We start from the raw sequence: 24,246 nt of genomic DNA on the forward strand, positions 1-24,246 counted from the left end.
AATTTCAAAAAATAAAAATTGAATGGAATACCATTAATTCATCAAAATTATTTCAATATAGGTAATATCATAATCATATTCTTTTTAATTAAATTTTGGTGGTTTTCCATGCTTATCTATGAATTCTTTTAGTAAAATGTTCTGCCTTTGTTTTGAACTCTTCTTACTATTATTTTCACGGTATCTGAAGTAGACAGTACTTGTTGTTTTTTCTGATTCATCATTAAATTGCACTAAAAGATTATGTCTCAGTTTTCCTTCGCCTATATATATCACTTCTTTCTTAACATCTGCTAATTGATAAACACCGTATGTATTTAGCAGTTCTTTAACATTTTCTTCATTGAAATCAATCCAACGTTTTGATACTGGCATTCACTACCTCCGTTTTAAACTCTTATTTATAATAGTTTGTATTTGATGTATATAAGCACTTAGGTCTTTAGTTTTTAAATTAATGTTTGTCAATAATTGTTTCTCTAACTGCAAACCAGTATATAGATAGTTCTTTTTCAATTTCTTTGTAATCTGGAAATTTAGAATGAATTATTGCCCAGAATTTCTTGCTGTGGTTCAATTCAATAAGATGGGCCATTTCATGGAAAACAAGATATTCAATAAGATTTTCAGGTAGATAAATCAGGTATCTGTTGATGCTGATGTTCCTTTTTGAGCTGCAACTTCCCCATCTTGACTTCATCTTCCTGAAATACACACGATTTACCCTTACATTAAGTTCATTAGAGAACTTTTGTACATATTCATTGATAATTTGTCTAAAATTCTCTTCGCTTCTATTAAAATTAAGCTGTTTTTCTTTAGCATCATTTTTTGATGTTTCATATTCAATAAGCTTCCGGTAAATCCATTTTTTATGTTTTTCAAGGATCTTTTCATAATTTCTGAATCCATGAGGTGTAATCAAAACTAATTTGCCGTATTTAATCTCTAATCGCCAGTATTTTACTTTTCGAGGGATTATATCATACTTAATATTCAAATTGTCAATTTTAAAGCTTTTCTGCATTTGTATCTCCTGATTTTTGAAATTTTTATAAACAAAAACTTAATTTAATAGAGTTGCTAAAGTAAATTTAATTCAAATTCTAATTTATAATTAGTTAAACAAAAATCCATTTATAATTTTATTTAAATTTTAAGGAGATATTATGAACTTAAAAAATATTTTAACTCATAAAGTAGGAGAAAAATTATTCTTATTAGGTAACGAAGCTGCTGTTCGTGGAGCAATTGAATCAGGCGTTTCTGTTGCAGCCACATATCCCGGTACACCTTCATCTGAAATTGGAAACGTTTTATCAGAGATTGCAAAAGATGCTGGAATTTATTTTGAATTTTCCATTAATGAAAAGGTAGCTCTTGAAGTTGCGGCAGCTGCATCCGCATCAGGAGTGCGTTCATTTACATTCATGAAACATGTGGGTCTAAATGTTGCAGCAGATTCATTTATGAGCGTGGTATATAGTGGAGTAAACGGTGGGATGATCATTCTTTCAGCAGATGATCCTTCCATGTTTTCATCACAAAATGAGCAGGATAATAGACATTACGCAAGAATTGCAAATATTCCTATGATAGAACCTTCAAATCCTCAAGAAATTAAGGATTTAATGAAATTTGGATATGGATTATCAGAAGAATTCCAGATCCCTATTTTAATGCGTACAACTACCCGTGTATCTCATATGAGGGGTGTTGTAGAACTTGGTAAAGTGGAAGAACATCCAAAAACAGGCTACTTTAAAAGAGATCCTGAGCGATTTGTACCTGTTCCATCAAGTGCAAGAAAAATGCACAAGTTATTGGTTTCAAAAATGGCTGAAATTGAGGAAGTGGTAAATAACTCGCCTTTAAATAAAATATTTGATAACGGAGGTAATATTGGGATTATAACAAGTGGAAGTGCATTTAACTACGTTATGGATGTTCTGGATGAAAATAATCTCAAAATAAATGTTTTAAAAATCACTTTATCCTATCCTTTCCCTGAAAAACGGGTTTTAGAATTCATTAAAGAACTTGATAGTGTAATTGTGGTTGAAGAGGTCGATCCAGTGATGGAAAAAGAAGTCCTTGCATGTTTAGGAAAATATGGACTGAATACAAAGGTTCATGGTAAACTGGATGAAACTCTTCCCCTGATTTTTGAGTACAGCCCTGATATAATACTTGAAGGTCTAAATAAACTATTCAAAGATAATGTAGATACTAAAGAAATCTATGAGCCAAATATTCCATTACCTGCCCGTCCACCTACCCTCTGTCCAGGATGTCCCCACAGAGCTGCTTATTATGCTGTAAAAAAAGCTGGTGAAAACTTGAACCTTGATGTGATTTATCCGACTGATATTGGGTGCTATACACTTGGAATTGAGTCTCCCTATGAAACCGCTGATTATCTATTGTCTATGGGATCCAGCGTCGGAACAAGCTGCGGATTTTCAAAATCTGTAGATCAAAGTATTGTAAGCTTTATAGGAGATTCTACATTTTTCCACGCAGGAATACCCCCACTGATTAATGCTGTTCATAATAAGGATAAATTTGTTCTGGTTATTTTAGATAACAGAACTACTGCAATGACTGGTGGACAACCCCACCCTGGACTTCCATTGGATGGGATGGGGGAGATTGCTCCTGAAATAGATATCGAAAAAATAGTGGAAGCGGCGGGAGTTCAATTTTTAGAGGTTATAAACCCCCTTAATATTAAAAAATCACAAGATATATTCCAGGATGCTCTGAAATTTGATGGCGTTGCCGTTGTTATTTCAAAATATCCTTGTATGTTAATTAAAGGTGCAAAAAAGAAAAAACAGATCGTTGTGGATGTCGATCCAGATAAATGTGATAAATGTCTGGATTGTCTCAGGGAACTTACATGTCCTGCAATTTATATGGCAGATAATGGATCTGTTAATATAGACTCTGCAGCGTGCAAAGGATGTACCGTTTGCATACAGGTATGTGAAGAGAAGGCTATTAGAGTTAAAAAGTAAGGAGAAAAACATGAAAACATATAACATTTATATTTGTGGCGTTGGAGGTCAGGGAATCATTAAAACATCCATTGTGATTGGTGAAGCTGCAATGAAAAGTAATTTAGGCGTTGTAATGAGTGAAATACATGGAATGTCGCAACGAGGAGGAGTAGTATCAACAGAACTTAAAATAGGTGATTCAAGAAGCCCTATTATAAATGATGGGAGTGCAGACCTTCTAATTGCATTTGAACCAATTGAAGCATTAAGGGCAATTTCAAAGGCAAGTAGAGAAACCTATGTCATTGTTAATACTTCCAGTATCATGCCATTTAACATACAGGGCAGTAATATCCCTTATCCTGACGTTTTAAGTGTTTTAGAAGAGCTTGAGTCCAAAGCGAACCGCGTTTTTGCAATGGATGCTGAAAAAATAGCTAAAGAATCAGGACATATCCTTTCACTTAACATGGTGATGTTAGGCGGAGCTACAGCAGTAAGTGGCTTTCCCATAAATAAAGAAACAATTAAAGAATCAATGAGGGCAAATTTACCTGAAAAAAGCATTCCAATTAACATGAAAGCATTTGAAAAAGGATATGAATTTGTATCCTCTAAATAAAATTTAAAATCAAATTTCTAGTTCTTATTAAAAAAGAGAAAAATAAGTATAATTACATCCCATAAATTTCTTCAGCCGAAATAACATCTGCTCCATTTTCCTGCAGTGCTTTTATTCCTGCATCAATATTTTCAGGGTGTAATAAAACAATAGCTCCATTTTCTTTTTCTTCAACAAATGCATAAAGGTATTCAAGGTTAATATCGTTATCATCAAGAATTCCTAGAATGATACCCAGCCCTCCAGGCTTATCTGGCATTCTTACTGCGATAACTTCCCCTATTTTTACGATGAAGTCATTATCTTCAAGTAATTTTTTGGTTTTTTCTGGATCGGGTACTATTAGCCTTAAAATCCCAAAATAGGATGTATCAGCAATTGAAAGAGCTCTTATGTTCACTCCACCATTTTCCAGTACATCTAATGCTTTTCTCATTCTGCCTTTCCGATTTTCTAAAAATATGGACAGTTGTTTTACTTTCATTTTATCCCTTCTGTTATTTAGTGAAAAATACTCATGATTTACAAATTTATTTTATTAAAATCTGCAAATTTATCCATTGTTAAAATTCACGCTTATCAAAAACTCTTACTGCTTTTCCCTCGCTTCTTGGAAGTGTTTTAGGCTCAACAAGAGTTACTTCAACCCTTAAACCAATTTCGTTGTGTATATAATCTTCAATATTTTTCTTTATACCCACCAGTTCCTTAATTTCATCAGAGAAAAGTTCTGGTGAAGCTTCAACCTGCACTTCCATCACATCCATGTGATGAGGTCTTGAAACGATGATTTGATAGTGTGGTTCAAGACCATCAACCTTTAAAAGAGCTTTTTCAATCTGTGATGGGAAAACAGCAACCCCTCTAACTTTTAACATGTCATCTGTTCTTCCAGTTATACGATCCATTTTTATTAATGTTCTTCCACAGCCACATTTCTCTCTTTTAAGAGCAGTGACATCCTTGGTACGGAATCTAATGATAGGCATGCCGTGTCTGGTTAATGTAGTTAAGACAAGCTCTCCTTTTTCTCCTTCTGGAAGGGTTTCCAGAGTAGTAGAATCAATAATTTCTGGATAGAAATGATCCTCCATTACATGCAATCCATCCTGTTCCTGACATTCAAGAGCTATTCCCGGCCCCATTATCTCAGTTAAACCATAAATATTATAGGCAGGGGCATTGAATCTTCTTTGAATTTCCTGGCGCATTTCTTCCGTCCACATTTCAGCCCCAAACCCTACAGCTTTTAAATTTAACTCTTCTGTATTCAAACCTTCTTCTTCTGCAACTTCAGAAAGATAAAGACCATAAGAAGGTGTAAAAATGACAATACTCGCGTTAAAATCCTTCATTATCTCAATCTGTCTTTTTGTCTGACCTGTGGAAATAGGAATCACAGTTAAACCGATTTTTTGAGCACCATAGTGCACCCCAAATCCACCTGTAAAAAGTCCATATCCGTGTGTATTCTGGATAATATCATCTTCTGTGGCCCCGAACATGGTTAAACCTCTGGCCATGACTTCGCTCCATATTTCAATATCCTTTTTGGTATACCCAGATACAGTTGGCTTCCCTGTTGTCCCAGAAGATGTATGCAGTTCTACAATTTCTCTACGAGGGACTGCAAACATCCCAAAAGGATAAGCCTCTCTTAAATCATCCTTTGTTGTTAAAGGGAGTTTTTCAATATCTTTAATTGTTTTAATATCCTCTGGTTTTATGCCACTTTCATCAAATCGTTTCCTATAAAAGGGAACGTTTTCATATGCTCTTTTAACTATTTTTTGTAATCGTGCTAGCTGTAATTCTTCTTTTTCTTCCTGTGACATGCATTCCGCTTCTTCATTCCAAATCATTTTATCTCCTTGATACCCTGTTTTGATAATTAATAAATTTTTAATCTAATTTTCCTATTTTACATGTAAAGAAAAATTTCTAATTTAATTTAATTAGAAGAAAGTTATAAAACTTGCCATAATACTTTTTATGGATATATGGTAATTTTTCCTGTTAAAACAATACTAAATAATAGAATTTGGGTGTATGTATATTATTTTTAATAATGCACTGAATAATGTATACTAATATATCTTAAAAATGAACAATTTTAATTTTTAAAGATGATATCTCTCAAAATAAGAACAGAATCATTTTTATATAACAAAGAGATTAACAACAATTAATGATAACAAAAATAGTCATGTTTTTAATGTCTATTTTTAATATTTTCATAATTTTAATCATAATTTGATTAAATACTGGTTGAAACTATTAAAATTCAAAAAGGAGGTTAGTAAATGGATGTATTAACACTAAGTATCATAGTAGCAATTTATCTTCTTATGATAGGTTATGTAGGATACGTGGCCTGGAAAAGGACCAAAAGCGCGGACGACTACATGGTTGCCGGAAGGAAAACTCACCCATATATCATGGCCCTTAGTTATGGTGCCACGTTCATCAGTACTGCAGCAATTGTAGGTTTTGGTGGAACAGCTGGTGTTTATGGAATGGGACTTTTATGGTTAACTGTATTAAATATTCTTGTAGGTATTTTTATCGCTTTTGTCTTATTTGGAAAAAGAACTCGAAAAATGGGACATAATATGGAAGCATTAACTTTCCCCGAGTTTTTATCCAGACGTTTTAACAGTAAATTTATCCAGTACTTTTCTGGAGCAATTATATTCCTTGGAATGCCTTTATACGCTTCAGTAGTACTAATTGGTATGGCTAGATTTGTGGAAACAACTCTACAGATTGATTATACTATATCTTTATTTGCAATGGCCATTATTGTGGCAGTTTATGTAATTTTCGGAGGAATAAGGGGTGTAATGTATACTGATGCCTTGCAGGGCACTATAATGTTTGTAGGGACGGTGATTCTATTAGGTACAATATACTGGATATTGGGAGGTGTTACAGGAGCTCATCAGGCCCTTACAAACCTGATTAATGTAGTACCAGCTGAAGCAACAGCAAAAGCAGCAGCAACAGGATTTACGGGCTGGACAACCATGCCCGCATTAGGAAGTCCATTCTGGTGGACATTAGTCAGTACATTGATACTTGGAGTAGGAATTGGAGTTTTATCCCAACCACAGCTTGCAGTTCGTTTCATGACTGTAAGATCCAATCGAGAACTTAACAGAGCTGTACTGATTGGGGGAATATTCATATTCACAATGACAGGTACAGCTTTCGTAGTAGGGGCACTTTCCAATGTTTACTTCTTTGACACTGTTGGAAAACTAGCTATCCAAGTAGCTGGAGGCAATGCAGATAAAATAATTCCTGCATTTATCAGTACTGCCATGCCTCTCTGGTTTGCCTATTTGTTTATGATAACCCTACTTTCAGCAGCGATGTCCACCCTCTCATCACAATTTCACGTACAGGGAACAGCTTTAGGGCGTGACATATACGAAACAATAACTGGAACCAAAGGTAAATCATCAGTAATGGTTGCAAGACTTGGAATTACAGTAGCAGTGATAATAGCTGTTATTTTAGGACTTATTCTTCCAGCAAATATTATAGCTGTTGGAACAGCGATATGGTTCAGTATAACTGCTGCAGCATTCCTTTCAATGTATGCTTTTGCACTGTTCTGGAAACGCTCAACCAAAGAAGGTGTAATCTCTGGTCTGATCATGGGGACAGCGATAAGCATTTTCTGGCTTGTATTTGAATACAAAAAATCAGCAGCAGCATTGGGGATTTGTAAGGCCCTTACTGGCGCTGAAGTTCTCATAGCTTCAAACCCCTGGCCTACAGTTGATTCAATAGTGATAGCTCTGCCCATTGCATTTATAATAACTGTTGTTGTCAGTTTATTGACCAAACCACAAGAAAAAGAAGAACTAGATAAAATATTTGAGGGAATTTAATTCCCACATTCTATTTTTAAGCTGCTATTTGTCTAAAACCCTTGAAATAAATTCTTGACACATTCTCGGATATTTTTTATTTAATTCACCTTCCAGTTTATCGATTATTTCAGTTTCAAGTTCTTTATTCCTTGCTGCATTAACGGAAAACGCTTCATTACTTAAATATATATTTAGTCTTTCGTTTCCAACCATTATTTGAATTTCAGATGGTTTAATACAATCCGAATCTTCCCAAATCTTAGAAATAATCCCTGATGTTAATTTAAGCCTTTTTCTACCTTCTGGAATATGAATATTGCCAGGTGTAATTATTTTATTGATTAAAAAAGGTGCACATCCTTCAAAAGTTTTAGCTTTACGTGCGGTTCAAAAGATACATATGAGGACAGTTTTTTCATAATCAATATCTTTTCTTATATTAACAGTTTTCATAACATTCCCCCATATCTTTTTAAATAGAATAAGTATTCTGATATTAATTTCTAGATGTCTAAGTATAAGAATAACTAGTAAAAAATAACTTAAAATATAAAATTTAAAAAGCTCATTTTATTCATATTTTCTTTTTTAAATAGTTAGGGAGAATCATTCATAATTATTTTTTCTTCAGCTGTGCCTCGATCCTTTCAACTTTTTTAGTATCATAATGTTGCTTAGCTTTGCTTATAATTGCATTTTCATTTACATCAAATTTCTTTTGAATTAACATTCCCTTAATTTCATCTATCCATTTTTTTGCTTCAATATCATCCTTTAAATCAGTAGATACTGTTTTTAGACGTTTAGACTTTTTATCTGCCTTTGAAGCTATATTTCCATCATCATCATCTTCAGAGCTTATACCTAAAAGAGCTGTTAATTGATAACGCCTCCCATAAGTAATAGCTGATCCTATTCCCTGTGCCGTATTTTTATCAGGCTTCAATAGTAATTTATCGGTTTCAATTATCTCACCTGATGTATGGATGAGTTTGGTTTGGATATATACATCTCCAGCTTCATTACTTCCAGTATTTTGGATTAATAATATTCCATTTTCTGTTAAAAGAGGGCGTACACAGTTTAAAATTTCTGGTAATGGTGCATATTTACTTTTAAAAAATGGATTTGTAGCTGTGTTTGATGGATTTTTGATTCTTCTTTGAACTTCTAACAATGCAGCTGCTATATTTTTAATTTCCATTCTAAATCACTCCTTTTCCGTCATTTGATAATACGTATTAAAATTTAATAAAATTATAAAGATTTTAATGTAAAGCTACTTCTTTTTTTAGTTCTTTAGGAGGATATAATTCTTTAAATTCCAGGTTATATTTTTTTAGAAGTTTCATCGCACTATTTGTTATCGATGGGGCCACAATTATCCCTCTTAAATTTCCATTATGTTCTTTTAAACTATCAATATATCTTTTAAGCTACTTACAGCATCTAAGGTATCTCTACCCCTTTTAAGCTCCAATATGACCATATTTCCATTTTATCCTTACCAAGAATGTCAATAACACCGTTTGAAATGAACTTTTCCTTTGCAGTAGGTTTAAAACCCTCTTCAATTACTTCAGGATTTTCGTAGAATATTAAATTGGCCATATCTTCTTCGCTTCCAATTAAATCCAGTTTTTCGTAATCTTGAGCAATAAAATAAATTATTACATGGATTTTGGAGATTTCAACATCTAATATTTCTTTTGGATTTTTTCTAATACTCCTAATTAAAATTAAATCATCCTTTACTTTATATCTTACACTGCATCCTGGCGGCTGCCAGTTGACCGGATTTATTTTTTCACATTTATGAACAGGGAAAGAACCATCAGGCTTAATTATAACAAACCTATCCCCATAATCAAGAGTACTTTTAGCTCTACCTTCATAATGAACCCTGCAGCAGGCCGTGATTATTTAGAATAGCCTTATTTTTAAGTCCCCGTTCTAAAATTTCGCTGGCCTTTTTAATACTGGGATTTTCTTTAACTTTGAATTTTTCCATAGATATTCCCATAATATTGATTCTTGGCTAACAGTAAATTAAAAAATTAAAATAAAATAATTGATTTTTACAATAAAAATGAAAAAAGTGAAGATAACTCATCTTTCATCTTCAAATCTATCAGAAATCATGAATTTCTGATGCATTGAAAAAGCTATGCTTGTTCAAATGCTGTTGCCTTAACTATCTGGAGGTTTGGAGTTTTAGCGTTTTGATTACTTGATTTAACTGTTTTTACTGTGACTTTTTCAACTCTTTCATTTATTGTTTCGCGGAATGTGTCAAAAACTACAGAGTAATTTTCAAGCTTGTTTAATTCAGTACCATTAAGTGCATGGCTTAAACTGTCTATTAACTGGTATACTCTGCCTCCTTTTTCTCCGTAAATTTTTGCAACGTCGTCGTCAAAGTATGCAGATGTGATAAGTCCACATATCCATTTTTGCTTGTTTTTATGGTCTGTGATTATAATATAGAACTCCTGTACTTCTTTATTTTTAATTTCCTTGGATTTTAATTCTCCTATGTATATGTCACCAGTGATTTCACTTCCTATCTCAAGCTGAGAGAGGTATTTAGTATCATAGTCGTCTTCATAGCTGGTACTACCTTTTTGAATTCCTAAATCAAGCATATACTCACCTCTTTTAATTAAAACTCATTTTTTGAAATCATTCACAGCGAACGTTTCCTTCTTCTTCAGGAAGCTGGTATTCGAATCCTTCTTTCCTGCACCAGTCAAAAAGTGCTTCTGTTGCACCGCGTGATAATCTTCCCTGTTTATCCCCATATTTTTGCCTTGTTATTCGTCTGAATGCAATTTCCAGCTCATCTGGAATACATACTGTTATCGCTCCCGTCAGATCCTTCCCAATTATTTTTTATGCTTTATGTTATATGTTTTATTTTTAGTATATAAAGTTTTCGATTGAACTTGGATATTACCCATAAATAAAAGCATTGATAAAAAGAATGGAGAATATTAAATTATAATTTTCCAATATAAGCTAAAAAAACATGTGATAAAATCATTAATATGGATTATTCTTTTTAAAACTTAAGTTATGAAACTATAAGTACAATGTATAACTTAATAAATAGTAGTAAATAATGAAATTAATGTATTTTAAATTTGTGTGATAAATGGTGATAATATGAGAGTAGTCGAAGATATAATCGGAAAAGAAGTATTGGATAGTTCTGCGACCATTATGGGGAAAGTGAAAGATATTGAAGTCAATTTAGGTACTCGAAAAATAGAAGCAATTGTAATTGGAAAAGGTGGAATTTCAGAAAGCATAGGCATTTCTAAAGAGGAGAATGTTATACCTTATGACATGGTTAAGCAGATCGGTGATAAAATACTTCTAAAAGAGAACATAGACGAACCAGGATTAGAAACACAAGAATTAGGGCTATAATCGATTTTTATACCCCGAACATTACATGTTCGAGGGCTGTAAAAACTAAAGCCAACAAAAATCTGTGATTTTTGTAGCGTGGAAAATTTTCAATTTTTCAGGTTGCAAACTTTGTTTGCAAACATCAAAATCGTAGATTTTGAAAGGTTTTTTACGCATCCAAAAACGTAGTTTTTCAGGCTTTTTCTGAACTTTCGAAAATCCATGATTTTCGATGCAAAAACACGGGGTGTTTAATTGCCACAAAAATTAAAAATTTTTGAGGTAGAAGGCATTTGTAATATCTGTGGTAAACCTGGTAAAATGTATACATGCTCTTTATGTGGAAATAACGTATGTATAGATTGCTATGATTTGACAAAGGGCCTTTGTAAGTTATGTAAAAGATATCCTGGAAAAAGAATCTGAATTTAATAATTAAGTGATGTAAATGGAAACTGAAAAAAATGAATTAATTAGACTTCTTAATGAAAAAGAAGTAGTTAAATTCGGCAAATTTACTCTTTCATCAGGAAAAGAAAGCAATTACTACGTGAACATGAAAATGGCCATTACAGACCCAAACATACTTAAATCTATTGCAAAAATAGTTTCAGGTCAAATAAATAGAAATGAAATAGATAAAGTTGCAGGTCCTGCCTTGGGAGCCATTCCAATTGTAACAGCGGTTTCTCTTGAGTCTTCAATCCCCATGCTCATGATCAGGAAATCAAAAAAAGGTTATGGGACTTCAGAACTTATAGAAGGAAATCTTTTAGATGGAGATTCAGTTATAGTAATCGAAGATGTAACTACAACCGGTAATTCCCTAATTAGGGCAATTGAAGCCCTTGAAGATAATGGTGGGAAAGTTAAAAGAGCATTTGTAGTTGTTGATAGGGCTGAAGGAGCCATAAAGAATTTAAAAGAAAAAGGGATAAAATTAGAACCTATACTGTCCATAAATGATTTTAATAAATAAATATAAAGGAACAATTAATTGTTCCTTTTATTCTTTTCTTGTTTTTTTGTACGCTTGTTTTTCTTTTCCTTAACCTGTTTTGTACTCATTTTTTGAAGTAATCTTTCTTTGATCATCACTTTATGTTCAAGAGCCGCTTCTCTTTTAACGAAACTGTTAATTCTACCTTCTGTACTATTATTGACTGTAGGATTTTGCATAAAAGCAGAAATTTCACTGTTCAATCTAATGGCTTGTTTTTCAAACTGTGTTAAAGCATTTAAAAGTCCTTTTACTTTTGTATTATTACCATAAGTCGCTTTTAAACTTGCAATTTTGGCTATTAATGCTGTTAATTTGTTTTGAGTATCGTTTAATGTCTGAATAGAAGTTAAATTAGTTTTATTACCCGCTGTACTGTTGTTACCTAAAGTGCTATTTGAAGTATCGTTCGATTCATTTGTTGCATTCGTGCTGCCAGTAAGTGCCTCTGATATTTCGTCTGCAAACGAAGGCACTATCAAAGCCATTGTAATTGCTGCAGCAAAAATAACCAAGAATATCTTTCTCAATTATTCATCACCTCCGAATTATGCTTAAATGAGTTATTTTAATATATAAATATATTTAAGGCTTATTTTTCAAAAAATAATACATTTAAGCTTAATGTGACCTTTTTCCCATTATTTAAAACAGTTAAACAGGAAAAATGTGACTAATATCACAGTTAAAATATTCCAAAAAATATAGAAAGAAGATATTTAAAATTAAAAAAATAGTCAAGTATTTAATTAATCAATTATTCTTTTAAATGCTTTACAAGATGTCCTAATTCAGGTAATATTATTTTTAAACCTAAAGTTACTGCATTAGGAGATCCGGGAAGACATATTATCAATTTCCCTTTATAAACACCTGCAGTCGCCCTGCTTAAGATTGCACCGGTTCCAAGTTCTTTATATGATTCATATCTAAATATTTCCCCAAAACCATCTAATTCCTTCTCAAATACTTCTTTTAAAGTTTCTATGGTTATATCCCTGGACCCAATACCTGTTCCACCTGTTGTAATGATAATATCAGCCTGGAAATTATCAATTATGTGATTAATCATTGAAAGAAGGAATCCCGCATCATCTGGAATTACCGAATAAAAAACAACCTCATTATTTTTCCTCAAAGCTTCTTTTATAATGCTTCCAGATGGATCATTGTTTTTAAAATTTAAAAAATCATTAAACTTGGAATCGCTTAAAGTAATAACCGCCCCTTTAACTGATTTAGGTGCTTCTTTTTTGTGTTTTTCCATGCTCTCGCTTTTCATCTAACCACCTCAAGTAAAAGATAAAAAATAATTTGAAATATCTATTTTTATCCTTGAAATCAATTATAATTAAATAATTCAAATTAAATATTATTTAGAATTTTATGTATCAATTTTTACTTGGTTATATGTTATTAATATATGAAATAGATTAATTTCAAGACTGTAAAAATATCTTTAAAATAGTCTTAGAATTTCCAGGTAAGTCCAATAAATTCTGATTAAAGATAAATGATATCTTGAACTGTATTAGACAGAAAATTAATAAAAAAGAGTTTGGAAACCGGGAGGGCATTAGATCCAAAAATCAGAGGCGGTTTGATTTTTTTGCGGAAAATTAAGAGGAGTCTAATTTTACCCTCCCTCCTATATATTATGTGTATTTCATTGCATAAAAATTTTGTGAATTGTATGAAAAAACCATTATTTCTGCCTTAATAATCAAAAATTTAAATAATATGAGATATATTTTGATTTAAATATCTCTAATTTAGAATTTTAAAAATTAGCTAATAAATCAATATAATTGTCAATTTTAGCATAAATATAATTATAAACCACTTGTGAAGAAATAAAACACATATAACTATTACTGATATATAAATCCATACCATAACGCCAATAAAAGGTTCTAAAGAGTTTAAATCAATTTAAATTAAAAAAATAAGGAAAACAGTTGTTAATCAAAAAATGATGTTAATTATAGAAATCTTTATTCTATCTTGAATATCCACAATTCTTACAATATCCATTAGACCAGGATGTTCCAAAGAATCTATATGCACCACAGCTTGGACAGTACAAAATACCGTCGTTATCACCATATCCACACACATCACACATTTTACCTTTATATTGAGGATAATGACCACAATTAGGACAATCTCTTGCATATGATGAAGACCCTGATGAGGAACCTCCAGAATTACCACCAGTATTAACTGTATGAGTGCCAGTTGAATCACTGGTATTATCTATACATCCAGATACCCCGCATGAAATAACTGCTATCATCACAATAACCGTAAATATTTTCATATTTTTTATCAATCTAATCCCCTCCTTTATACCTAATAATAGTTATATAAACTATTATTTATCTTTTTGCAGATTAACGATAAATTATCTAAAAAAGAGTAACACAAAAAGCTATAAATATTATTAAGTAAATTTAGGGATAGAATATCGTATATTTGGACAAATAAATCTTTTTAATAATATTATTTAAAATAATAATGGAAAATAAAGCTAATTTTAAAGTTCCTGTTAATGTTCAAAATATATTGTCAGATAAGAAGTAAATACTTTAAACTAGAAACAATAATATTATGCAAAAACAGATTTTCATTCTGGACACATCTGCAATTATTGGAGGATTTTATTCTAAAAAAGAAGCTAATTTTACAACTAATGATGTTATTCAGGAAATAAAAGATTTGAAATCCTCAATATTATTGGAATCAACCATAGAAAAAGGTTTTATTAAGATAAGAGAACCTGATGAAAAAGACATAAAAGAAATCGATGCAGTTATTAAAGCTTCTGGAGATATTTTACGTCTCTCTGATGTGGATAAAAATATTATTGCACTGGCATTAAAGTATAAGAAAAAAGGATTTAAACCCCTGGTTATAACAGACGATTATTCCATGCAAAATACATTAAAAACTATTAATATAGATTACAGTAGTGTTCTAACTGATGGAATAGAAGAAGTGATCAATTGGGTCAAAAAATGTAAAGGATGTAAAAAAATATATCCTTCCGATTACCAGTATGAAGATTGCGAGATATGTGGCTCTCCTATTTTTAAAAAAAAGATAAAAATTAAGAAATAAATAATTATAGTTTTGAAGATAATCATCAATTTTATTAAAGTACCCCCATTAACGTTAATTTTAATAGACTAATCATTCTTACAATAGATAATGAAAATTGGAATTGTTGTTCATGGACCATTTATTGTTGATTCTGGTTATGCTGAGAAAATTTTAAAGCTACTCAACAATTATGGAGAAGTTAAAGCCCGTTTAGGAGGTACAATGGGTAGAACTGCTGTCCACGACGCAGGACTTGAGGATAAAATTGATATAAGCAGAAAACTTCTTCCAAGCGAATCAATAGATAAATTTGCAGATGAAAAGTATGATGTTATTTTTTTAATAAACTATGGAAAATCTTCCGTAACTGGTCATGCATTTGGATTTAAAGTATATAACCGATGCAAGGGCAATCCTCCTTTAATTCAGATTGAAAGGCCTGGAGAAACAGATGGAAGTGTAGTACCCTGGACCAAATCATTAGAGGGGCTTGGTGAAAAGATTTCCAAAGATTTGAATCTTCAAGTAGTTGATCCTCAGATAATAAAAGAAAAAATGGCTTCAAATAAAGTAAGTAAAACCGAAAGAGCTGTTGCAGGAGTTTCTCTTGGGGAAAATATATTTGTAAATGGAATTGTTATTGGTAAATCAACATCGTGCGATGTTACTCTAATTGCAGAAAATGGCATTATAACTGAAATAAAAGGTGGGAATATTAAAGAACATGGAGTAGAGAAACTCGGTAAAGTAGATCTTGAAAAAGCAATAATTAAAACAGGATTGCTTAGAAGATCTGAAGTTACTCCCCGTATACTTAAATCAGATAATAATCGAAAAAAACTTAATATAGCCTTCCTTAATCATGCAGCAGAAGATATTTACCAATTAAAAAATGCAGACTACGTCGTGACTGTGGGCGATGATACTACTCTTGTTGCTGGTGATATACTGTATAGATTTGACGTTCCTGTAATTGGTATTACTGATGGGGACATTGATAAAGTTGTGGAAAAAGGGTTTAAAACAAAACGTTCATTCATAATTGAGCTTGAAAGAGGTCTGGATGACGTTATTGGTGAAAAAATTCATTCTGAACTTTTTAATGGAGAAGAAATCATTGAAATAGAAAATATCGAAAGTTTTAAAAATGAAATCTTACAGATTATAAATAATATTACCACTTGCTATAAAATAAAAGAAAATTGAGGTGTACAAGTGGATTTAAACGATCTTATTATTTCCCTTAAGAATTTTGAAGGGATTACAAGAAAAAATCCTATAAAAAATATAACCAATATCTTAAAAGATACATATAATATCGCTGGAAAAACTGTTTTAAGTTTTGGAGACGATGCATCTGCATTGGATATTGGGAACAATAAATTAGTTCTTCTTGCAGCCGATGGAATGTGGGGGAAGCTTATGGAAGCCGATCCACGCTGGGCTGGATACTGTTCTGTTTTAGTTAATGTAAATGATATTGCTGCAATGGGTGGCGAGCCTATTGGTATGACCAACGTTCTTTCAACTTCTGATGATGATATACGCCGTGAAATACTCTTAGGAATTAAAGAAGGAGTTGAAAAATTCGGCGTTCCGATGGTGGGGGGTCATTTTCATCCTGATACACCATACAATGCACTGGATGTTTCAATTACTGGAATTATAGATAGAAATGACGTTATAACAAGTTGTGATGCGAAAGTTGGAGATAAAATCATAATCGCAATAGATATTGACGGTAAAATGCATCCCAAGTTCAATCTGAACTGGGATACAACAACAATGAAAAGTTCCCAGCTTGTGCAGGATCAGATAAAAATGATGAATAAAATAGCAAAAGAACATCTTGTTACTTCTGGGCGTGATATTAGTAATCCGGGAGCTCTTGGTACTCTTGGAATGCTCCTTGAAGCATCTGATGTAGGAGCATCAGTTGAAATTGAAAAAATACCAAGAAATGAGAACGTAGAATGGGAACAATGGCTTAAATTATATCCTGGAGCAGGATTTGTATTAACTGCGCGAAAAGAAAATGTGGATAGATGTATAGAATTGCTTGAAGAAGTTAATATCAAATCATGTGTTGTTGGAGAAATAATTGAAGATAAAAAACTTTATGTATCTTTTAATGGTCAGAAAGGAATATTATTTGACTTTAAAGATGATGAAATAATGGGCTTTAAAGAGGAAAGATCTTCTGAGGAGATTTAATGATTGTAAGGGTCAATGGAGAAGAAATAGGCCTTCCTGAAGGCTCCACAATTAGAGATGCAATTGAAACAGCGGAAGCACCATACATTGAAGGTTGCATTCTATCTGTAATAAAGGGTAAAGAAGAAGTGGAAAAACATGTTAATAAATATAAAATAAAAACCAGTAAAGGAAGCGTGATTATAGAATTACTGGAAGATGGGCCTTCAAATTTAACAGATACATGGAAACAGAAGTATAAAGAGTTTGAAAATCTAAGAATAAGATGGATTACTTCAAATGAAGTTTCATTAGGGCCAGTTAAAACTGATTTAATCCCTACAAAGGATGAGCATGAATATTTCCCATGGGAGGTTATAGTAAGTCTTTCAGGATTCACTGCAGATTCAACACATATTATTCTAAGCAAATCAAAACATAAAGGAGTTTATGGCGTTCCAGAGGGAAATAGGGGTGTTTTTGCCCGAATAATTGGAGGGAAAAGAACTGTATTCAATCTTACTGATGATGATTTTATAAAAGAAATAAAACCTGTCATTGAACGCAGAAGTACTGTAAAAAGCGCTTCAATAATTGATTTAAATACTCCTGTAGAAGAAGGAAATGAAATATTTACCTATGTCCTTGTTAAACCCGAATTTAAATCTCCAAGTTCTGTTGAACACTTCTTTGCTCTTTCTGAAGGAGGTAAAATAAGGGTTGATTATGAATCCAATTCATTTATAGGTTTCTATAAACTGCATGGCCTTGAAAAAAGTGCAGAACTAATAGATCAAAGAAATAGAGGGACTGTAACACTTAGAAATAAGGGTAAAGGAGTGGGAAAAGTCTATATTTACCGAGAAGACAGGGTATCAGCACCTTCCCATACCATCATTGGACATGTTGAAAAAGGGATGCAAATCCTGGATATAGCAAATGCAGGGGATTTGATTACATTTAAATCAGACCCTGAGAGAATAATGACCCTTTCTATGACTCAAAAAGAAGCAGAAGAATACCTATCATCCAAAGGAATAGAACAGATACGTGAGGGTCTTACCGAAGATGATGCAATAGTTGTAGGACAGGACCCGGCTTTTACCATGGACATCATCGATAAAAAGAAAGTTACCACCATGGGGATTGATAAAAATAAAATAATTCAAATCGAAATAGATCCGACTGCCCATAGATCTTCATGGTACTTCCAGAAACTTACAGGGCTTCTTGATTCGCCAGTAGGATCCCTTAAAGTTCATTTCGCCTTCCCCGGAATGAAGGTTATTATGTTCCAGGGAAGTTCAAAAGATGCAAAGGGGCTTGTTCCAGAGAATACCCCACAAAAATGTGTAAGTACTGGTGAAATAGGAATAACAAACATGTCTCGTAGACATATTGGAATGGTCGGAGTAAGATTTGAAGATAATGATGAATATGGGCCGACAGGAGAACCATTTGGAGGAACTAACATAGTTGGTAGAGTGGTTAAGGGTCTTGAAAATCTTGAAAAATTAAAAGAGGGAGATGTGGTTTATGTCACAACAAAACTCTGAAGATTCTAATGTAACTCGGATGATAATACTTGGACCTTCTGCGCAGATAAATCCGTCAGAACTTGTCCAGAAGCTCCATATGCTAGAATTACCACTTACAATTAAATCAACGTGCTACGGAGCAATAATTCATGGGGATGAAAAGATTGTAAAAGATGCTATGGAAAGAATAAGGAAACATGATCCCTACAACATCTTTACAAAGGATAGAGGGTTTCCTCCAGGAGATCCAAGGCGTTGCAGAGCTAAAAGAGGGGCAGCACGGGAAGGATTTCATCAGCTTGAAAAAGAATTTGAACTTCTTGACTGTGTAAGAGAAGCACTTGAAAATCCTAGAGAAGTTCATGTTGAAAAACCAAAGAAAATCACTCCAGATTCTCTTAAAAAAGTTATTATTGAATGCGAAAAAGAGTAATCAATAAAATAAGTTTATTATGTAATATAAACAATATTAGTTGAGGAATGATAAAATGCAGATAACTCCTTTCTCTAAAGGTGAAGAAATAGCGCCAATTGCGCTTGCAGTTCATGAACTTGTAAACAGACTCCCCACAACAATGCGTACCCAGAATTGTAATGGGGTTAGAATTGAAGATGGAGAAATTATTGATTATAATTATACTGGTCCTGTTTTAGAAAAAGTACTGAATGAAGGTAAAATTACTCATACAATCCCAGAACGCGGCCCTTATACAGGAATTCCTGTAATTGTCGTTCCAATAAAAGAAAATAACCAAGTTATTTGTGTAATAGGGCTTATTGACATAACTAAAGGAATATTCAGTGATCTTATGGAGATCACAAGAAGACCTGGACACACAGATCATAAGGAGGAGTTTTATTGAAAATAGCTATATTTCCTCCAAATTCATTAATCTTAGCTGATTTAGTGGAGAGGAAGGGGCATGAAGCTCTTGCATTACAAAAAGAAATAAGAAAAAAGGTTATAGATCCAGAAATTGATTCACCACCATTTAATATTACAGAAGAAGAGCCAATAAAAGGCCTTAAATATGCTGCAATTGAAGTTCCATCAGGTGTAAGGGGTAGAATGGCCATATTTGGTCCTTTAATTGATGAAGCTGATGCTGCAATCATAATGGAAGAAGCACCCTATGGATTTGGATGTGTAGGATGTGCAAGGACAAATGAACTATCAATGTACTATCTAAGAAAGAAAGATATTCCAATTCTTGAACTTCAATATCCTACAACAAGGGAAGAGGCAATAGAAATGGTAAATACAATTAACACTTTTTTAGATGAACTGGAGGAAAAAAATGGTTAAAATAGCCCAAATATCATGCGGAACAGAATATAGTGGTATTCAAAAGGAAATTGAAAAAGCTGCTGAGACATTTGGCGCTGAAATCGTCATTCCAGAAGCAGATTTAGATTATATTGATGAAGCTTACCATAAATTTGGTTTTAATGCTGCAAGTTCAAGCATAAGGTTAATGATTGCCAGAGCAATGTCCATTGTTGAAGGAAAAGCAGATGCTGATGCTGTATTTATAGGAACATGCTTTAGGTGTGCAGAAGGAGCTCTGGTTAGGAATGAAGTAAGACGATTTATACAGCAAAACACAAATTTACCGGTTGTAACTTATTCTTTTACTGAAAGAACAAAAGCTGACGAGCTTTTCATCAGGATGGAAGCATTATCTACAATCGTAGATAGAAAAAGTTTACTTGCACGTGAAAAGCAGGATGGTCTTACCATTGGAATAGATTCCGGTTCAACAACCACAAAAGTTGTTTTAATGGAAAATAACAAGATAATTGGTACTGGTTGGCTTCCAACCACAGATGTTATCAAATCTGCCGAAGATGGAATGGTCAGTGCATTTGAAGGAACAGGATATAAATTAGATGATGTTGATGGTATGGGTGTAACTGGATATGGTCGGTTAACCATAGGTAAACATTTTAATGCTGCTTTAATCCAGGAAGAGCTCAGTGTTAACTCAAAAGGAGCTGTTTACCTTGCAGATAGGCAAAAAGGCGAAGCAACAGTTCTCGATATTGGGGGAATGGATAACAAGGTTATTACAGTAAATGATGGAATACCCGATAATTTCACCATGGGGGGAATCTGTGCGGGAGCTTCAGGCCGATTTTTAGAAATAACTGCAAGAAGACTTGGAGTTGACATAAGCGAGCTTGGAGGTCTGGCTTTAAAAGGTAATTATAAAAATGCGCTTTTAAACAGTTACTGTATCGTATTTGGTATACAGGATCTGGTTACATCACTTGCTGCGGGAGGTACTAAAGAAGATGTAGCATCTGCTGCATGTTATTCTGTTGCCGAGCAAGTTTATGAACAGCAGCTTCAAGAAATTGATGTCAGAGAGCCAATTATTCAAGTAGGAGGAACTTCTTTAATTGAAGGTCTCGTTGAAGCCGTAAGTACCATTCTTGGAGGAATTGAAGTAATAGTGCCTGAAAATTCCCAGCACATAGGTGCTGTTGGTGCGGCACTTTTAGTGTCTGGTTTAGGAAAAGAATAGAGTGGAGAAAGCAAATGTTAGTTGAATGTTATGATGAACAAGGCGCAGAAGTCTATGAGATGATAATAAAGCAAATAATGCAGGACGTTCAAGTAGGTCGTGCTATCAGTGATATGAAAGTATTCGTTGACCCAAGAGAACCCGTATTCATCATTGCAGTTAAATATGAAAAAGCAGCAGCTCCAATTACAATTGATGATTTTACTGAATATGAATACAAAAAAGAAGAAAATAAAACCCGTATAAGAGTTAAAGATGAGACTTATCTGCCTGAATTACTTCAAAAATTATGGGATACAGAAGGTAGAGAAAAAATAGAGCAGCCGAGCAGATTTGAAATCATAATAAATAATCCGGAAACTGAACTTAAGGGAATGGCTGTTCATGACCCTTCAGAAGACCTGAAAAAGAAATTATACGATGCGATGTTCAGAATAATCCCTGAAGGATTTAAAGTGGTTGATCATAAATCAAAGGATAATATAATTTCCATGTTATGCTCTGATGAGATAATTAAAGATGAATGGATTAAAAAAAGAGATAAGATGATTGAAGAGTTAGAATGATGAAAATACTTACTTGGAGGTAAAGTAATGAAAGAAAGTAAATTTGCCCACATGACAAAGGTGCATCCCTGTTTCAATGAAAAAATGCACGATAAAGTTGGAAGAATCCATGTTCCTATTGCTCCTAAATGTAATATTCAATGTAATTTCTGTACTAGAGATATAAACAAATGTGAAATGAGACCCGGAGTATCATCAAGAGTTATGAACGTAGATGATGCCATAGAACACGTTAGAAAAGTTACAAGCGAAATGCCCATATCTGTTGTTGGTGTTGCAGGTCCCGGAGACGCTCTGTTTAATGAAGAAACATTTGAATTCTTTAAACGGGTTGATGAAGAATTCCCAGACTTAATAAAATGTATGAGTACAAATGGACTCCTTTTACCTGATAAAGCAGATTTACTGGCAGAATTAAAGATAAACACCATAACAGTTACAGTGAATGCGATTGATCCAGAAATTGGAAAAGAAATTTATGCAGGGGTCTTCTATGACGGTCAGATCTACAAAGGTAAAGAAGGATTTGAATTACTCTCTAAAAAACAACTTGAAGGGATAGAGAAGATATCGGAAAAAGGCATTGTCGTAAAAGTTAATGCGGTTCTAATTCCTGGATTAAATGAAGACCATATTGTAGATATAGCCAGAGAAGTTAAAAAAAGAGGTGCTTCACTTATGAATGTGATTCCATTAATTCCTCTTAACAAGTTCAAAGACCTGGAAAAGCCGGGCTGTGCACAAATAAGCAAAGTAAGAGATGAAGTTGAGGAAATAATCCCTGTTTTCAGAGCATGTACTCAATGCAGGGCTGACGCTTACGGAGTACCCGGTAAAGAAGATAAGCATCTAGATATGACTCCAATGAGTCACTATTAAACTATTCTTTTTATTTAAATCATTTTTAAGGTAATTAATATGAAGACAATGTACTGGAAGAGTAATCACCTATTTTTACTGGATCAGACAAAACTGCCGGATGAAATTATTTACTATGAATGTAAAACCTACAAAGACGTAATTCAGGCCATAAAAACCATGAAAGTCCGGGGAGCACCTGCAATTGGCGTAGCAGCAGCCTTTGGAATAGCTCTTGCAGAAATTGAAGGTGTTGATCTCCAAAAAGCTGCAGAAGAAATTAAAGCTGCAAGACCTACTGCAGTGAATTTATCCTGGGCAGTTGATAGAGTGCTTAATGCTGATTCTGCTCTGGATGAAGCTTTAAAAATGTATGATGAAGACATTGAAACCAATAAAACAATTGGAAAACATGGTGCAACAATAATAGAAGATGGAGACACGATTTTAACCCATTGTAATGCCGGTGCATTGGCATGTGTTGACTATGGAACCGCTTTAGGAGTCATACGAGCAGCATTTGGAGAAGGTAAGAAAATTAAGGTTATATGCGATGAAACAAGGCCTTTCTGTCAGGGGGCAAAGCTCTCTGTCTTTGAAATGCAGCAGGAAAATATTCCGGTGAAATTAATCGTGGATAACGCTGCTGCACGAATGATGCAGATAGGAAAAGTAAATAAAGTTGTTGTTGGTGCAGACAGAGTAGCTAAAGGTGGAATTGCAAATAAAATAGGCACTCTAATGGTTGCCCTTGCTGCAAAACGGTTTGGAGTTCCATTTTATGTTGCAGCACCTAAAAGCACATTTGATTTTGAAAATTCAATTTATGATATAGAAATTGAAGAAAGAGACCCTAATGAAGTGTTATATTTCGGAGAATGTCGCGTTGCGCCTGAAGGAACCGAAGTGGAAAATCCTTCATTTGATATTGTGCCAAGTGACCTTATTACTGGAATAATTACTGAGGAAGGGATTTTAGAGCCATTTTAATTTATCAAACTTTAAAATGCAAAAAATAACCATTTTAACATCTTTTCATGTTATTAAATTTTCATTCCTCTTTTAAAATTTAAAATAATGTTTTTATTAATAACATCCATGTCTGGGAAGGGAAATACAACAACGGAAAAGTTAAAAAAAACAATTTTTGATTCATATAGTTTAAAATAAAATCAGTATTTTTTAGTTATTTCAATGATTACAAATTATAAAAGAAAAAGGAAAAAAATGAAGTTTATTTAGCTTCCAAATATTGCGATCCATATCTGCTGGAAAAAAGATACAATACTGTCTATCAATGAGCCCAATAATCCCTGATCCTGTGCTGTTTGATTTGTATTTGATGTGTTATTTATTTCTAATATTTCTTCATCCGAAGTATTCTGATCTAAAATGGCCTTTAGAACTTTGCCAGTTTCTGCATCCACATAGATTCTTCCAACATTTTTTCCATTCTGATTATTGACCTGCACAACCCATGCAGTGTTGTAGCCAGGAACCATTTCATATTTACCCGTATCTTCCATTAAATCTCCCTTAACC

Annotated in this window: 29 protein-coding genes; 16 read left to right on the top strand and 13 right to left on the bottom strand. The window is 33.2% G+C overall.

All coding sequences use genetic code 11. The annotated features are described in order from the left end of the window. Positions 1–84: 84 nt before the first annotated feature. Both QMD61_09760 and QMD61_09765 read right to left on the bottom strand, forming a co-directional pair. Entirely contained in the window at positions 85–375 is a 291-nt protein-coding gene (locus QMD61_09760; GenBank protein ID MDI6724916.1) for a hypothetical protein, read from the bottom strand. 79 nt (positions 376–454) lie between these two features. Beyond that, positions 455–1,027 carry a M48 family metallopeptidase gene (locus tag QMD61_09765; GenBank protein ID MDI6724917.1) on the bottom strand — a complete coding sequence of 191 codons (573 nt, stop codon included), beginning with the start codon at positions 1,025–1,027 and terminating at the stop codon, positions 455–457. Positions 1,028–1,169: 142 nt separating this feature from the next. Here QMD61_09765 and iorA point away from each other — a divergent pair, with 142 nt between their 5' ends. Further along, positions 1,170–3,020: an indolepyruvate ferredoxin oxidoreductase subunit alpha gene (gene iorA, locus QMD61_09770; protein ID MDI6724918.1), complete on the top strand. Its 1,851-nt coding sequence runs from the start codon at positions 1,170–1,172 to the stop codon at positions 3,018–3,020. 10 nt (positions 3,021–3,030) lie between these two features. After that, a complete protein-coding gene (locus tag QMD61_09775) occupies positions 3,031–3,624 on the top strand; it encodes an indolepyruvate oxidoreductase subunit beta (protein ID MDI6724919.1) in 594 nt (197 codons plus the stop codon). Between the two features lie 52 nt (positions 3,625–3,676). Here the strand turns inward: QMD61_09775 and QMD61_09780 are convergent, their stop codons facing one another. After that, complete coding sequence (locus QMD61_09780) at positions 3,677–4,108, bottom strand: acetolactate synthase (GenBank protein MDI6724920.1); 432 nt, start codon at positions 4,106–4,108, stop codon at positions 3,677–3,679. Positions 4,109–4,187: 79 nt separating this feature from the next. Continuing rightward, the gene (locus tag QMD61_09785) at positions 4,188–5,486 is read right to left on the bottom strand and encodes a phenylacetate--CoA ligase (GenBank protein MDI6724921.1); all 1,299 of its coding nucleotides are present in this window, start codon (positions 5,484–5,486) and stop codon (positions 4,188–4,190) included. A gap of 441 nt (positions 5,487–5,927) precedes the next feature. Between QMD61_09785 and QMD61_09790 the strand changes: the two genes are divergently transcribed. Beyond that, positions 5,928–7,523 (top strand): sodium/solute symporter, encoded by a 1,596-nt coding sequence (locus QMD61_09790; protein MDI6724922.1) that lies wholly within the window; start codon positions 5,928–5,930, stop codon positions 7,521–7,523. Positions 7,524–7,547: 24 nt separating this feature from the next. Here QMD61_09790 and QMD61_09795 read toward each other — a convergent pair whose 3' ends face one another. From QMD61_09795 to QMD61_09815, 5 genes are all read right to left on the bottom strand, one after another. After that, the gene (locus QMD61_09795; GenBank protein ID MDI6724923.1) at positions 7,548–7,718 is read right to left on the bottom strand and encodes a hypothetical protein; all 171 of its coding nucleotides are present in this window, start codon (positions 7,716–7,718) and stop codon (positions 7,548–7,550) included. Between the two features lie 403 nt (positions 7,719–8,121). After that, positions 8,122–8,709, bottom strand: a complete 588-nt coding sequence (locus QMD61_09800) for an ERF family protein (GenBank protein MDI6724924.1) — start codon at positions 8,707–8,709, stop codon at positions 8,122–8,124. Positions 8,710–8,773: 64 nt separating this feature from the next. Next, the gene (locus QMD61_09805) at positions 8,774–8,929 is read right to left on the bottom strand and encodes an endonuclease NucS (protein MDI6724925.1); all 156 of its coding nucleotides are present in this window, start codon (positions 8,927–8,929) and stop codon (positions 8,774–8,776) included. A 25-nt stretch (positions 8,930–8,954) separates the two neighbouring features. After that, positions 8,955–9,425 carry an endonuclease NucS gene (locus QMD61_09810; protein MDI6724926.1) on the bottom strand — a complete coding sequence of 157 codons (471 nt, stop codon included), beginning with the start codon at positions 9,423–9,425 and terminating at the stop codon, positions 8,955–8,957. Positions 9,426–9,670: 245 nt separating this feature from the next. Continuing rightward, positions 9,671–10,150, bottom strand: a complete 480-nt coding sequence (locus QMD61_09815) for a hypothetical protein (GenBank protein MDI6724927.1) — start codon at positions 10,148–10,150, stop codon at positions 9,671–9,673. Between the two features lie 520 nt (positions 10,151–10,670). Between QMD61_09815 and QMD61_09820 the strand changes: the two genes are divergently transcribed. Together QMD61_09820 and pyrE are read left to right on the top strand one after the other, a co-directional pair. After that, positions 10,671–10,937 (top strand): PRC-barrel domain-containing protein, encoded by a 267-nt coding sequence (locus QMD61_09820; protein ID MDI6724928.1) that lies wholly within the window; start codon positions 10,671–10,673, stop codon positions 10,935–10,937. Between the two features lie 430 nt (positions 10,938–11,367). Beyond that, positions 11,368–11,898, top strand: coding sequence for an orotate phosphoribosyltransferase (gene pyrE / locus QMD61_09825; protein ID MDI6724929.1), 531 nt, complete (start codon positions 11,368–11,370; stop codon positions 11,896–11,898). 14 nt (positions 11,899–11,912) lie between these two features. On the opposite strand, the gene QMD61_09830 is transcribed toward pyrE, so the two are convergent. The 3 genes from QMD61_09830 to QMD61_09840 all read right to left on the bottom strand — a co-directional run bounded on the left by QMD61_09830 (position 11,913) and on the right by QMD61_09840 (position 14,251). After that, entirely contained in the window at positions 11,913–12,449 is a 537-nt protein-coding gene (locus QMD61_09830; protein ID MDI6724930.1) for a hypothetical protein, read from the bottom strand. Between the two features lie 227 nt (positions 12,450–12,676). Next, positions 12,677–13,201: a MogA/MoaB family molybdenum cofactor biosynthesis protein gene (locus QMD61_09835; protein ID MDI6724931.1), complete on the bottom strand. Its 525-nt coding sequence runs from the start codon at positions 13,199–13,201 to the stop codon at positions 12,677–12,679. Positions 13,202–13,918: 717 nt separating this feature from the next. After that, positions 13,919–14,251 (bottom strand): hypothetical protein, encoded by a 333-nt coding sequence (locus QMD61_09840; protein MDI6724932.1) that lies wholly within the window; start codon positions 14,249–14,251, stop codon positions 13,919–13,921. 278 nt (positions 14,252–14,529) lie between these two features. Here QMD61_09840 and QMD61_09845 point away from each other — a divergent pair, with 278 nt between their 5' ends. The 11 genes from QMD61_09845 (at position 14,530) to mtnA (ending at position 23,694) form a co-directional block, all read left to right on the top strand. Next, the gene (locus tag QMD61_09845; GenBank protein MDI6724933.1) at positions 14,530–15,039 is read left to right on the top strand and encodes a ribonuclease VapC; all 510 of its coding nucleotides are present in this window, start codon (positions 14,530–14,532) and stop codon (positions 15,037–15,039) included. A gap of 90 nt (positions 15,040–15,129) precedes the next feature. After that, complete coding sequence (locus QMD61_09850; protein MDI6724934.1) at positions 15,130–16,227, top strand: DUF2117 domain-containing protein; 1,098 nt, start codon at positions 15,130–15,132, stop codon at positions 16,225–16,227. 9 nt (positions 16,228–16,236) lie between these two features. Further along, positions 16,237–17,235, top strand: coding sequence for a methanogenesis marker 2 protein (locus QMD61_09855; protein ID MDI6724935.1), 999 nt, complete (start codon positions 16,237–16,239; stop codon positions 17,233–17,235). Beyond that, positions 17,235–18,770, top strand: a complete 1,536-nt coding sequence (locus QMD61_09860; protein ID MDI6724936.1) for a methanogenesis marker 3 protein — start codon at positions 17,235–17,237, stop codon at positions 18,768–18,770. The genes QMD61_09855 and QMD61_09860 overlap by 1 nt, the downstream gene beginning before the upstream one ends. Further along, the gene (locus tag QMD61_09865; GenBank protein MDI6724937.1) at positions 18,751–19,185 is read left to right on the top strand and encodes a methanogenesis marker 6 protein; all 435 of its coding nucleotides are present in this window, start codon (positions 18,751–18,753) and stop codon (positions 19,183–19,185) included. Before QMD61_09860 ends, QMD61_09865 begins: the two co-directional genes overlap by 20 nt. Positions 19,186–19,240: 55 nt before the next feature. Further along, positions 19,241–19,615, top strand: a complete 375-nt coding sequence (locus QMD61_09870; protein ID MDI6724938.1) for a DUF2111 domain-containing protein — start codon at positions 19,241–19,243, stop codon at positions 19,613–19,615. Beyond that, positions 19,612–20,058 (top strand): methanogenesis marker 5 protein, encoded by a 447-nt coding sequence (locus tag QMD61_09875; GenBank protein ID MDI6724939.1) that lies wholly within the window; start codon positions 19,612–19,614, stop codon positions 20,056–20,058. The genes QMD61_09870 and QMD61_09875 overlap by 4 nt, the downstream gene beginning before the upstream one ends. Next, on the top strand, positions 20,051–21,280 hold the full coding sequence (locus QMD61_09880; GenBank protein ID MDI6724940.1) for a methanogenesis marker 15 protein: 1,230 nt from the start codon (positions 20,051–20,053) through the stop codon (positions 21,278–21,280). The genes QMD61_09875 and QMD61_09880 overlap by 8 nt, the downstream gene beginning before the upstream one ends. A gap of 14 nt (positions 21,281–21,294) precedes the next feature. Then, positions 21,295–21,846: a methanogenesis marker 17 protein gene (locus QMD61_09885; protein ID MDI6724941.1), complete on the top strand. Its 552-nt coding sequence runs from the start codon at positions 21,295–21,297 to the stop codon at positions 21,844–21,846. 27 nt (positions 21,847–21,873) lie between these two features. Beyond that, a complete protein-coding gene (locus QMD61_09890; GenBank protein MDI6724942.1) occupies positions 21,874–22,725 on the top strand; it encodes a radical SAM protein in 852 nt (283 codons plus the stop codon). Positions 22,726–22,764: 39 nt separating this feature from the next. Continuing rightward, positions 22,765–23,694, top strand: coding sequence for an S-methyl-5-thioribose-1-phosphate isomerase (gene mtnA, locus QMD61_09895; GenBank protein ID MDI6724943.1), 930 nt, complete (start codon positions 22,765–22,767; stop codon positions 23,692–23,694). Positions 23,695–23,942: 248 nt separating this feature from the next. Here the strand turns inward: mtnA and QMD61_09900 are convergent. Continuing rightward, on the bottom strand, positions 23,943–24,246 hold a 304-nt coding region (locus QMD61_09900), incomplete at its 5' end, for a hypothetical protein (GenBank protein ID MDI6724944.1).

The sequence above is a fragment of the Methanobacterium sp. genome (assembly GCA_030017655.1).
GTDB lineage: Archaea > Methanobacteriota > Methanobacteria > Methanobacteriales > Methanobacteriaceae > Methanobacterium_D.